A 12,069-nucleotide genomic window follows, 5' to 3' on the forward strand; every position below is an offset into this window, starting at 1 on the left:
GCCGCCGACCGCACCGCCACCGCGGTGCGCACGGGCGCCGGAGCGCCGGAGTCCGGCGGTCCCGGTCCGGCCGGCCACGCGTGGCCGGGTGACGGCATCCCCGGAGCGCGCTACAGCACGGAGTCACCCGCCGGCCGCGCGCGTTACACGACAGGCGAGACCCACGTCGGCCGCGCAGCGCCGTACGCCCCGGCCGATGCGGGTCGGGCCGGCAGCCCGGACAGTCGCACGTACGACGGGCCCGGCCCGGGCGCGGGCGGCTCCGCGCCCACCGGGCGGGTCGTCGGGGCCGGGCGGTTCGAGCCCGTTCTCGGCCCGGAGCACGAGGAGGAGCCCGGCAAGGGCGCGCGGCTGCGGGGCATAGGAGCGTGGGCGCGCCGGCTGGCCGCCGGGCGTGGGCAGCGGGGTGCCGAGGCGGAGACCGTCGAGGAGGGCGGCTTCGAGGAGCGGGCGGCGGTCGCCGCCGCGCTCCGGGAGCGCTGGCCGGACCCGGCGAGCGTGCTGCTGACCGCGCTGGGGCCCGGACCCCGGCTGTGGGAGCGGGGGGCCGGCCATCCGGATCTGCTGACCGTACGGCTCGGCACGGCCGACCGGCCCGCACCGGACGGGGCGGGGCCCCTGCGGTCCGTGCCCGTCACGGTCGGGCTGCGGCAGGCGGGAGCGCTGGGGCTGGCCGGGCCGCGGCCGCGGCTGGCCGGTCTGGCACGGTCCGTGCTCGCCCAGGCGGCGGCGCTGCACCCGCCGACCGTGCTCGAGTACGTGCTGATCAGCGCGGACCGCACGCGCCCGGTGGAGGAGCGGCTCGCGGAGTGGTCCTGGCTCGGCTGGCTGCCGCACGTGCGGCCCGCGCACGGGCAGGACTGCCGGCTGCTGCTCGCGTACGACCGGGAGCAGGCCGAGGCGCGGACCGCGGAGCTGACCCGCCGGCTGGACCACGGGCCGCTCGGCCCGAACTGGGCCCAGGCCGCCCCGGAGGCCGTCACCGCGGCCGCCGCGCGCCACGAGGGCCCGTACACCGTGCTCGTCGTGGACGGCGACCCCGGTTCGGCCGGGCTGCGCGAGACCGTGGCCAAGCTCGCCGTCGGCGGGCCGGCGGCCGGTATCCACGTGCTCGCCCTGGCGGACGCGCCGGCGACGACCCCGTCGTCGCCCGTGTCGGCGACGGTGGCGACGGCGGAGAGCGTCTCGCCGGGGTTCGCGCACTGCGGCACGCTCGCGCTGCTGAGCGGCGACGTGGCGACCGTGGTGCAGATCATCGACCGGGCGCCGGGCGTGCCGCTGCCCGTGCGGCCGGGCGGTACGGTCGTGGCCGCCGTGGACGCCGTGTCGGGGGCGTGGGCCGAACGGTTCGCGCGGGCGCTGGCGCCACTGCGGCCGTCGGAGGCGGCGGCCGGTCAGGCGGGCGCGCGCGTGGCGGCGGCGCTGCCGCGCACCGCGCGGCTGCTGGACGAGCTGGGTCTGGCCCGGGCCACGCCCGCGTCACTGACGGCGCGCTGGGCCGCCGCCACGGACCGGGGCGCCCGGCCCGGCGGGCGGGCCGTCGCGGTCCTGGGCGCGGGCCCGCACGGGCCGCTGAGCGTGGACCTGGCGGCGGACGGGCCGCATCTGCTGGTGGAGGGCGGCCCCGGCACCGGCAAGACGGAGCTGCTGCGCTCGCTGGCCGCGTCGCTCGCGGCCGGCGACCGGCCGGACCGGCTCTCGCTGGTCCTGGTCGACGGGGCCGGCGCGGAGCGCGGCGAGGGCCTGCGGGTGTGCACGGACCTGCCGCACGTCTCTACCTATCTGGCGGCCTCCGACCCGGTGCGCATGCGGGAGTTCGCGCAGGCGCTCGGTTCGGAGCTGAAGCGGCGCGCGGAACTGCTCGGCACGCTGGACTTCACCGCCTGGCACGAGCGGCAGAGCGCCCCACCCGTGGCATCCGCGCCCGGCATCGTCGGGCAGCGCCGCCCGGACGCGCCCGCCGGCGCGGGCGACCTGGAGTCCGCCCCGAGCGGCACGCTGAAACTGCGCGCGCAGCGCGGCGACGGCCCGTCCCGGACGGCGGCGACGGCACTGCCCCGGCTCGTCGTCCTCGTCGACGACTTCGACGCGCTGGTCGCCCCGGCCCTCGGCAGCACGGGCCGGCCGGCGGCCGGCTCGGTCGTCCGCGCCCTGGAGGCCGTCGCCCGCGACGGCGAGCGGCTCGGTGTCCACCTCGTCGCCGCGTCGGGCCGGCCGGAGCGTACGGCCGACACGGCCGCGGTCGAGCGGGCGGGCCTGCGCGCGACGCTGGAGATCGCGCCCCCGTCGCCGGACGGCCCCGGCGACCGGCAGCGCGCGGGTGAACCGTCGCCCGGCCGGGGCCAGTTGCGCCGCCCCGACGACGCGGCGTCGACGCCGTTCCAGTCGGGCCGGGTGACCGGGCGCATCCCCCGGACGGCCACCCAGCGGCCGACCGTGGTCGCGCTGGACTGGCAGCGCATGGGCGACCCGCCGACGCGACGGCCGGTGCGCGAGCTCGGCAACGGCCCGACGGACCTGGCACTCCTGGCCAGCGCGCTGCAACGCGCGGCGCAGTCCGCGGGCGCGGAGACGGCTCCGGCACTGGGCTGAGGATCACATCCTGGTCACGTTAGGCCCGTAGGCACCGATCGCGGTATTGCGGGCACCCTTCCCCGGGCGTAGACCTGTCGCACGGAAGTGCGGTAACGGGGAGGTACGGCCATGCGTGCACGAGCGATACGAATCCTTCCGGCCCTGGCGGTGGCGGGGACCCTGGCCCTCGTCGCCGGGTGCGGCGGCGGCGACGGCGGCGACGGCGGCGACAAGGACTCCGCGTCCGGCGGCAGGCCGAGCGGCACGTCGGACGTCATTCCCCACACGGTCCGGCTCCCCAAGCTGAACGGCCAGAAGCTCAAGGTCACCGCGGTGTGGACGGGTGCCGAGCAGAAGCACTTCGTCAAGACGCTGGACGAGTTCGCCAAGCGCACCGGCGCCGAGGTGTCGTACGTGCCCAGCGGGGACGACATGTCGGCGTTCATCGGATCGAAGGTGGCCGGCGGCGACCCGCCGGACGTGGCACTGCTGCAACAGCCCGGCGCGTTACGCGAGTTCGCCGCCAAGGGCTGGCTCAAACCGCTCAGCGGCGACGTCACGGCACAGCTGGGCAAGAACTACGCCCAGGGCTGGCAGGACCTCGGCTCGGCCGGCGGCAAGCAGTACGGCGTGTACTTCAAGGCCAGCAACAAGTCCCTCGTCTGGTACAACACCAGGATCTTCGAGGGCGCGGGCGTCAAGGAGCCCGCGACCTGGCCGGACTTCCTGCGCACCGCGCAGGCCGTGGCCGACTTCGGTGTCTCCCCGGTGTCCGTCGGCGGCGCCGACGGCTGGACCCTGACGGACTGGTTCGAGAACATCTACCTCTCCCAGGCCGGGCCGGAGAAGTACGACCAGCTCGCCAAGCACGCGATCCCGTGGACGGACCCGTCCGTGAAGGACGCGCTGACCACGCTCGGCCAGCTCTTCGGCAAGAAGGAACTCCTGGCCGGCGGCAACGACGGCGCGTTGCAGACGCAGTTCCCCACCTCGGTGACGCAGACCTTCTCCGGGGGCGAGAAGGCCAAGGCCGCGATGGTCTTCGAGGGCGACTTCTCGGCGGCCACCATCACCGGCGCGAAGGCGAAGATCGGTACGGACGCCAAGGTGTTCCCCTTCCCGGCCGTGGGCGCGAAGGCGCCCGTCGTGACCGGCGGCGACGTCGCGGTGGCGCTCAAGGACGGGCAGGCGGCGCAGGCGCTGCTGACCTTCCTGGCGTCGACCGACGCGGCCGCGATCTCCGCCGGCCAGGGCGGGTTCGTCTCCCCCAACAAGAACCTCGACCTCGCCGTCTACCCGGACGACGTGCAGCGTTCGATCGCCAAGGCGCTGGTGTCGGCGGGCGATTCCTTCCGCTTCGACATGTCCGACCAGGCGCCGGCCGCGTTCGGCGCCAAGCCGGGCCAGGGCGAGTGGAAGGACCTCCAGGACTTCCTGCGGAACCCGGCGGACGTGGCGGGCGCCCAGCAGAAGCTGGAGGCCGACGCGGCCAAGGCGTTCAAGAGCTGACGGGCCCGCCGCCATGACCACCGCGACGGCGGGGCCGGGCGCGTCCCCCGGTCCCGTACCACCCGTGCGCGCGCACGCGGGCGGGAAGCGCAAGGGCGTCCTGGGCACCCGCCCGTGGATCGCGGCCTGCTTCCTGCTGCCCGCCCTGGCCCTGCTGGGGGCCCTCGTCCTGTATCCCGTCGGCTACTCCGTCTACCGCAGCCTCTTCGACGCCTCCGGGCACGGCTTCGTCGGCGCGGACAACTACCACGAGGTGTTCGCGGACGACCGGATCCGCACGGCCCTGAAGAACAACGTCATCTGGGTCGTCGTCGCGCCGGCCGTGGCCACCGCGCTCGGGCTGATCTTCGCGGTGCTGACCGAGCGGGTCCGCTGGGGCACGGCGTTCAAGCTGGTCGTCTTCATGCCGATGGCCATCTCGATGCTGGCGGCGGGGATCATCTTCCGGCTGGTGTACGAGCAGAACCCGGACCGGGGCGTGGCCAACGCCGTCTGGGTCGGCGTCCACGACACGTTCGCCGCGCCGGCGCCCTTCCCCGGGGCCCACCCGCGGCCGAACGCCGGCCTCGAGGAAGCCGGCGGCGGTGCGTACGCGACGGGGGCGGCCGTGCGGCCGGGTTCGCCGGTCCTGATGCCGCTGCTGGCCGTCAAACCGGAGGACGTCGCCGGGGCGAAGGACGCCGCTCCCGCGCGCCCGGCGGCCGGGCAGGTGACCGGCACGGTGTGGCTGGACTTCACCCGGGGCGGCGGCGGGTCGCCCGGCGCGATCGACCGGGGCGAGAAGGGCCTCGCGGGCGTACGGGTGGAGGCCGTCAGGGACGGCCGGACGGTCGCCACGGCCACCACCGGGCCCGACGGCACGTTCGCCCTGCCGCCGGCCGCCGACGGGGCCGTGCTCCGGCTGCCGGGCTCGAACTTCGCCGCCCCCTACAACGGCGTCGACTGGCTGGGCCCGTCCCTGGTGACGCCCGCCATCATCGGCGCGTTCGTCTGGATGTGGGCGGGCTTCGCGATGGTGCTCATCGCCGCCGGGCTGGCAGGGGTGCCGCGCGAACTGCTGGAGGCGGCGCGGGTCGACGGCGCCAACGAGTGGCAGGTCTTCCGCAGGGTGACCGTGCCGCTGCTCGCGCCGGTGCTCGGCGTCGTGCTCGTCACCCTGATGATCAACGTGTTGAAGATCTTCGACCTCGTCTACATCATCGCGCCCGGCTCCAGCCTCGCGAACGCGAACGTCCTGGCCCTCCAGCTGTACCAGTCGTCCTTCGGGACGGACGTCAACCAGGGCGTGGGCAGCGCCATCGCGGTCCTGCTGCTCGTGCTCGTCACGCCGGTGATGGTCGCCAACCTGCGGCGCGTCAGGAAGGAGCGGCGGCGATGACGGCGACGACCCCTCCCGCCTCCACCGTGTCCACGGCCGTACGGCCCCGGCAGTCGCTGCCGGCCCGCGCGGCGGCCCGGCTGGGCGGCGGTCTGACGCGGCTCGTCCTCGTCGTGGTCGGGCTGTTCTGGCTGATGCCGACGGCCGGACTGCTGCTGTCCTCACTGCGCGACCGGTCGGACATCGCGGCGTCCGGCTGGTGGCGGGTCTTCGCGCGCCCGGGCCAGCTGACCACCGCCAGCTACGACACGCTGTTCGGGAATGCCAAGGTCACCCACTCGCTGCTGACCACCGCCCTGATCACCGTGCCGGCCACGGTGCTGGTCGTGCTGATCGGCGCACTGGCCGGCTACGCCTTCGCCTGGCTGGACTTCCCGGGCCGGGACTGGTGGTTCATGGTGGTCGTGGGCCTGCTGGTGGTGCCCGTGCAGGTGGCGCTGATCCCGGTGGCGAAGCTGTTCAACGCGCTGGGCATCTTCGAGACGACCGTGGGCGTCATCCTCTTCCACACGGCGTTCGGGCTGCCCTTCGCGGTCTTCCTGCTGCGGAACTTCTTCGCGGAGATCCCGCGCGAACTCCTGGAGGCCGCGCGGCTGGACGGGGCGGGAGAGGTGCGGCTGTTCACCCGGGTGGTGCTGCCGCTGGGCGGGCCGGCCATCGCCTCGCTGGCCATCTTCCAGTTCCTGTGGGTGTGGAACGACATGCTGGTCGCCCTGATCTTCGCGGACAGCGGCGACCCGCCGATCACCGTCGCCCTGCAGCAGCAGGTGCGGCAGTTCGGCGACAACGTGGACATCCTCTCCTCGGGCGCCTTCCTGTCGATGATCGTGCCGCTGGCCGTCTTCTTCGCCTTCCAGCGGCAGTTCGTCAACGGCGTCATGTCGGGCGCCCTGAAGTGAGCGGGCGGATGTGAGCGGCCGGCGGGGTGGTCACCGGCGTACGTAGAGGGACACCGCCCCGCCGCGCACATACGTCGTGGACCGCTCGCGGTAGAGCTCGTCGAGGGCGCCGGTCTTGGCGGACTCGGCACGCTGCCCGCGGAACCAGGGGGTGCCGACGGTGTTCGTGTCCCACACCACCCAGACGCGGTCCCGCGCGGACAGCCGGGCGAGCCGGGCCCGCAGCTCGGCCGCGTCGACGTCCTCGCCGAAGAGGGTGCCGGAGGCGGCGGCCGAGCGCTTCAGGGTGAGGTCGTACAGCCCGGTGAAGTCGCGCGGGTAGAAGAGCGCTGTCCGGCGCTCGTAGTGCGGCAGGAACAGCACCGCGTCGCCCGGCCGCGCGAGACGGCCGACCGCGGCGGCCACCCGGGCCGGCTCGTCGCCCCGGCTGCCCGGCAGCCGCTCGCGCTCCTGGAGGGGCAGCTGCCACACGAAGGCCGCCGCCACCGCCAGGGCCCCGGCAGCCGTCACCGCGCGCCGCCGTGCCAGCGGCTCCAGCAGCCGCTCGGCCCCCGCGGCGGCCAGCAGCGGCACCCCGGCGAGGCAGAACAGCAGATAGCGGTCGAGGAACAGCGGCTGCTCCTGCGAGGCGGCGTACAGCAGGACGGGCGGTACGAGCGCCAGCGGCAGGGCGACCGCGTTCAGCCGGAGCGGACCCGTGCGCGGCAGCGGCGCGAGCACCGCCACGGCGCTCAGCAGCAGCACACCGACCAGCACGAGGTCGCGCGGCCCCGCGAAGGCGTACAGCAGGGCCTTGGCCTGTTCGTAGCGGGGCGTGCGGATCCAGGAGACCTGCTCGCTCTGCCGCCGCGAGAGCAGGACGAGCGGGGCGAGCACCGCGCAGGCGGCCACGGCCGCGCAGAGCCAGCCGCGCAGGACCCGCCAGGACACGCGGGAGACGAGCAGCGTCAGACCGTGCGCGGCGAGCAGCAGCACCGCGAACTCGTGCAGCAGCGCGGTGACGGCGACGACCGCGCCGTAGCCCGTCCACCACCACGCCCGGCCGCCGTGCTCCACGGCCCGTACCAGCAGCCAGGTCGCCAGCGCGGCCCCCGCCGCGACGAGCGCGTACGAGCGGCCCTCCTGCGCGTAGTGGCTGACGAACGGGGTCGCCGCGTAGAGCAGGCCGGCCCACAGGCCCACGCGGGGCCGGGCCAGTCGGCAGCCGAGCGCGCCGACCAGCGCGGCGGTGCAGGCGGCGGCCGCGACGGACGGCAGCCGCAGCGTCTGCTCGTCGGCCCGCACGGCCAGGACGGCGTGCATCAGCAGGTAGTACAGGCCGTGCACGACGTCCACGGTGCCGAGCATGCGGACGATCTCGGGCACCGAGCGGCGGGCCACCTGGAAGGTGGCGCCCTCGTCCCGCCACATCGTGCCCCGGTCCAGACCCCACAGGCCGAGCCCGAGCATCACGGCGGCGGGCGCGAGCACGGCGACCGCACCCGCCCGCCCGGTCAGCCGCCCGGTCAGCCGTGCGGTCAGCCGTGCGGTCATCTGTGCGGTCAGCCCGGTCTTCGTTCCGCCCACCGTCCGTCGTCCCTCCCGTACCGGGCGGCCACGCCCGGCCCCGACAATGCCCTGGTTGGTCATACTTGATGGATAAAAATGTGTTCCGTGGCAGTGAACGCGAGCGGAACCCCGGATGCCGGCGCCCCGGATGCCCCGGATGCCCTGGCCGGCCGGGTGAGCGTGGTCGTCATCGGCTACAACGACGCCGCCCACATCGAGGACGCCGTCCGCTCCGCACTCGCCCAGGGGCCGGCCGTCGCGGAGGTCGTCGCCGTCGACGACGCGTCCACCGACCGGACGGGCGCGCTGCTCGACCGACTGGCCGCGCGCGAGCCCCGGCTCCGGGTCATCCACCGCGAGGTCAACAGCGGCGGCTGCGGCACCCCCCGCAACGACGGCGTCCGGGCGGCCCGGGCGCCCTACGTGATGTTCCTGGACAGCGACGACGTGCTGCCCCCGGGCGCGGCCGACGCGCTGCTGCGCGCCGCCCTGCGGCACGACGTGCCGGTGGCGGCCGGGCTGTGCGTGCGCCGCGAACTGCCGCACCGCCGCGACGTCCGCTGGCAGGCCGCCCTGTATCTGGCACCCGCCGTCCACCGCTCGCCGGAGGACCGTCCCGCGCTGCTGCACGACACCCTGTGCGTCAACAAGCTCTACGCACGCTCCTTCCTCACCGGCCACGGCATCGTCTTCCCCGAAGGCCCCTTCCTCTACGAGGACTTCGTCTTCACCGCCCGCGTCCTGGCCGCCCGGCCGCGCATCGCGACGATCCCCGACCCGGTCTATGTCTGGCATGTACGGCGCGGCGCCGCCCGGCCCTCGCTCTCCCTCTCCCGCGACGGCGTCGCCAACTGGCAGGCGCGCGTCCTCGCCCACCAGCGCGGCGTCGAGGTCTACCGCGCCGCGGGCAGCGAACCGCTCGCCCGCGCCGCGCGCGTGAAGTTCCTCGACCACGACCTGCGCCTGTACGTCCGCGAGCTGCCCGCCCACGGGCCGCTCCACCGGCGCGCCTGGTGGCGCGTCGCCCGGGCCGCCCTGGCCGGCTACGACGACGCCGAACTGGCCGCCGCCCGCGCCCCGGCCCGCTGGATCGCCCGGGTGATCCTCGCCTCCGGGACCCCGCGCGACCTCGACCGCCTCGCCCAGCTGGCCGCGCGCCCCGCCCGGCTCCTGCCCCCGTACGCGGCGGTGGCCGGCCGGCCCGTCTGGGCCGGGGACCTGCCGGCCGTTCCCCTCGACGGGCTGGCCGGGCCCGGCGCCAAGCCCACGCACCGGCTGCCGGTCACCGTCGATGCGTCGGCCCGCACCCGGGCGCGGCCGTCGTGCGCGGAGCTCCTCTTCCGCGTCCACGACCTCTACGGGCGGCTCGCCGCCGCCCGGCCGCACACCCTGACCGTCGAACTGCGCGCCCGGGAGGGGGGCGCGCGCCTGGAACGCACCGCGCCGCTGACCGGTGACGGCCCGGCCGCATGGACCACGCGGCTGAGCCTTCCCCTCACCCGGCTCGCCGGGCCCGGACTCGTGGTGTGGGACGTGCGGGTGCGGCTGCACTGCGCGACGGGCGGCGTCCTGCGGACCGCAGTACGGGCCGTGGGACCAGGGCTGCGGCGCACGGTCCTGCCGAGCTGCCGTCACGGCGTACTGCTGGCCCATCCGTACGCGACGGCGACGGGCTCGCTGGCCGTCCGCGTGGCAGCGGGGCCCCGGGCGGCGCTGGGGGTGGCCTGGCGTCGCCTGCGGCGCTGACGCCCCGGGGGCGGAGCCCCCGGTCCCCTCACCGGTCGATCTCGTCGAACAGCTCCTCCCACCGGTCCAGGACCGAATCCAGCGCCAGACCCGCCACCCGCTCCCGCGCAGCGGCCCCGTACCGCGCCCGCACCCCCGCATCACCCATCAACTCCCCCAGCGCCCGCGCGAACCCCTCCACATCCCCCGGCGGGACCAGCGTCCCGGTGCGCCCGTGCGCCACCAGCTCCCGTACGCCCCCCGACAGGTCGAAGCTCACGCACGGCACCCCGACCGCCGACGCCTCGGCGAGGGCCATCGGCCGGCCCTCGCGCTCGCTCGTCAGGGCGAGGAGGGACAGGTCGCGGTAGGCCGCCGCGACGTCGCGGACCGTGCCGTGGAAGCGGACGCGGTCGGCGATGTCGAGGCGGACGGCCTGCGCGCGGAGCTCCGGTTCCAGCGGGCCGTCGCCGATGAAGTGCAGCTCCCAGGCAGGGTGGTCCGCCGCGCAGGCGGCGAAGGCGTCGACGAGCCGGTCGAGGCGTTTGACCGGCTCCAGGCGGCCCACCGCACCCACGCGCCGGGCCCGCAGGGGCGCGGGCGGACCGGGGTCGAAGGGGAGCGGGTTCGGCATGACGGCCGTGTTCGGCAGGCGCCGGCGGCGGAACTCCGCCGCGTCCGCCTCGCTGAGGAAGACGGCCTTGGCCAGCCCGGGGTAGTGACGCAGGATCAGCCGGAGGTTGGCGGTGTGCCGGGCCTGGGTGAAGGACTCGTGGAACTGTCCGATCGTCGCCAGGTGCGGACGCTCCACGGTGTCGAGCCAGTCCACCGCCCAGGGGGAGCCGGCGATGACGCAGCCGTCCGGCACGGCGGCGAAGCGGCGGGCCAGCCGCGCCCGGGCCCGGTCCCGCTGGAGCCGCTCGGCGCGGGCCTGGCGCAGCCGCGCCGGGCTGAGGCGCTCGGTGAGGGAGGCGGCGCGCCGGGAGGGCGCGGCCGGCGCGGTGTAGAGGGTGGTGTGCCGGTAGGCGGGGCGGGCGTGGAAGGTGTGCGGCCGCGGGCTGGGGCGGATGCCGATGAGCTCGACGCGGTGGCCCCGCTCGGCGAAGCCCTGCGCGAGGGTGTGCAGGACGCGCTGGGAGCCGCCCATGGAGTCGACGTCGATGCCGATGAGGAAGAGGTTGCGGGCTCTCACCGGGCACCCCCTTCGAAGAACAGGTCGACCACGGCCTTGGCGGAGCGCCCGGTCTCGTAGGGGTTGAAGCGGGCCTGGAACCGCGCGTACGGGCCGGCCCACTCCTCGCGGACGGCGTCGAGGTCCCGCAGGGCGGCGACCAGTTCGCCGGTGGTGGTCAGGACCGGGCCGGGGGCGATCTCGGCGAGGTCGTAGTAGGTGCCGCGCACGGCGGTGCGGTACTCCTCGTAGTCGTCCGCGTAGAGCAGCACGGGTCTGCCGAGGTTGGTGTAGTCGAACATCACGGACGAGTAGTCGGTGAGGAGCGCGTCGGAGGCGAGGAGCAGGTCGTTGAGGTCGGCGAAGGGGCGGCCGTCGCGCACCGCATGGCCGAGCTCGCGGGCGACGGTGAAGCGTTCGTAGTAGTGCGGGCGGACGACGATCGTCCACTCCTCGCCGGCCGCTCGCACGAGTGCCGGCAGGTCGGCGCGGAGGGAGGCGCCGCTGCCGCGCTCGCCGTCCCGGAAGGTGGGCGCGTAGAGCAGGACCTTGCGCCCGTCGGGGATCTGCAGCCGCTCGCGGGTGGCGGCGGCGCGGTCGCGCTGCTCGGGGTCGTTCCACCGGACGAGGACGTCGTTGCGGGGCAGCCCGGTGCGCAGCAGTTCGCCGGTGTACCGGTTGGCGCGGACGAAGGTGCGCTCGAACTCCTCGCTGGGGCAGATCAGTGCGTCCCAGCGGGCGATCATCTCCTGGTGCGCCGCCCGGCGTTCGGGGGTGGCGAGGCGGAGTTCGGGCACGTCGAAGCCCATGTGCTTGAGGGCCTGGCCGTGCCAGGTCTGCAGATAGCGGGTGCCGGGCCGTTTGGCGTAGGGCCTGGGGAACCCGTGGGAGTCCACCCAGTAGCGGGCGCGGGCGATCGTCCTGGCGTACTCCCAGCTGCCGCGTTCGACGAGTTCGGTGCCGGGCGGGTAGGAGGAGCGGTCGCCGGTGCAGGACCAGACGGCGCGCAGGGGCAGTCCGCGGCGCAGGAGTTCCTCGTGGACGGCGCGGGGGCTGTCGGCGTAGCCGCGGCCCTCCAGGGCCTCGAAGACGACCAGGTGGTCGTCGATGGGCAGCCGCCACAGCTCGCGGTGGGCGAGCTCCCTGGCGCGGACGCCGGTGGCGCGGCGGCCCGATCCTGTCCTCCAACCAGGAGATGCAGTGCAACGACAACTCCGTCATCAGCGATGGTGACGACCCGCTGTCGCACCTCATCGACGACATCC

General features: G+C 75.4%; 8 protein-coding genes. 5 read left to right on the forward strand and 3 right to left on the reverse strand.

Annotated elements, in window-relative coordinates:
- From AB0K09_RS21485 to AB0K09_RS21500, 4 genes are all read left to right on the forward strand, one after another.
- On the forward strand, positions 1 to 2,592 hold a 2,592-nt coding region (locus tag AB0K09_RS21485), incomplete at its 5' end, for an FtsK/SpoIIIE domain-containing protein (RefSeq protein ID WP_366066990.1).
- A gap of 111 nt (positions 2,593 to 2,703) precedes the next feature.
- Positions 2,704 to 4,083 carry an ABC transporter substrate-binding protein gene (locus tag AB0K09_RS21490; RefSeq protein WP_366066991.1) on the forward strand — a complete coding sequence of 460 codons (1,380 nt, stop codon included), beginning with the start codon at positions 2,704 to 2,706 and terminating at the stop codon, positions 4,081 to 4,083.
- A gap of 13 nt (positions 4,084 to 4,096) precedes the next feature.
- The gene (locus AB0K09_RS21495) at positions 4,097 to 5,461 is read left to right on the forward strand and encodes a sugar ABC transporter permease (RefSeq protein ID WP_366066992.1); all 1,365 of its coding nucleotides are present in this window, start codon (positions 4,097 to 4,099) and stop codon (positions 5,459 to 5,461) included.
- Positions 5,458 to 6,360 (forward strand): carbohydrate ABC transporter permease, encoded by a 903-nt coding sequence (locus tag AB0K09_RS21500; protein WP_366066993.1) that lies wholly within the window; start codon positions 5,458 to 5,460, stop codon positions 6,358 to 6,360. Before AB0K09_RS21495 ends, AB0K09_RS21500 begins: the two co-directional genes overlap by 4 nt.
- Before the next feature lie 30 nt (positions 6,361 to 6,390).
- Here the strand turns inward: AB0K09_RS21500 and AB0K09_RS21505 are convergent, their stop codons facing one another.
- Positions 6,391 to 7,926, reverse strand: a complete 1,536-nt coding sequence (locus tag AB0K09_RS21505; protein ID WP_366066994.1) for a glycosyltransferase family 39 protein — start codon at positions 7,924 to 7,926, stop codon at positions 6,391 to 6,393.
- A 93-nt stretch (positions 7,927 to 8,019) separates the two neighbouring features.
- On the opposite strand from AB0K09_RS21505, the gene AB0K09_RS21510 reads away from it, so the two are divergent.
- Complete coding sequence (locus AB0K09_RS21510) at positions 8,020 to 9,654, forward strand: glycosyltransferase family A protein (protein WP_366066996.1); 1,635 nt, start codon at positions 8,020 to 8,022, stop codon at positions 9,652 to 9,654.
- Between the two features lie 28 nt (positions 9,655 to 9,682).
- Here the strand turns inward: AB0K09_RS21510 and AB0K09_RS21515 are convergent, their stop codons facing one another.
- Positions 9,683 to 10,825, reverse strand: coding sequence for a glycosyltransferase (locus AB0K09_RS21515; RefSeq protein ID WP_366066995.1), 1,143 nt, complete (start codon positions 10,823 to 10,825; stop codon positions 9,683 to 9,685).
- On the reverse strand, positions 10,822 to 11,928 hold the full coding sequence (locus tag AB0K09_RS21520) for a CDP-glycerol glycerophosphotransferase family protein (RefSeq protein ID WP_366066997.1): 1,107 nt from the start codon (positions 11,926 to 11,928) through the stop codon (positions 10,822 to 10,824). Before AB0K09_RS21520 ends, AB0K09_RS21515 begins: the two co-directional genes overlap by 4 nt.
- Between the last annotated feature and the right edge of the window lie 141 nt (positions 11,929 to 12,069).

Origin of the sequence: Streptomyces sp. NPDC049577 (genome assembly GCF_040675635.1) — a bacterium.
Classification (GTDB): domain Bacteria; phylum Actinomycetota; class Actinomycetes; order Streptomycetales; family Streptomycetaceae; genus Streptomyces.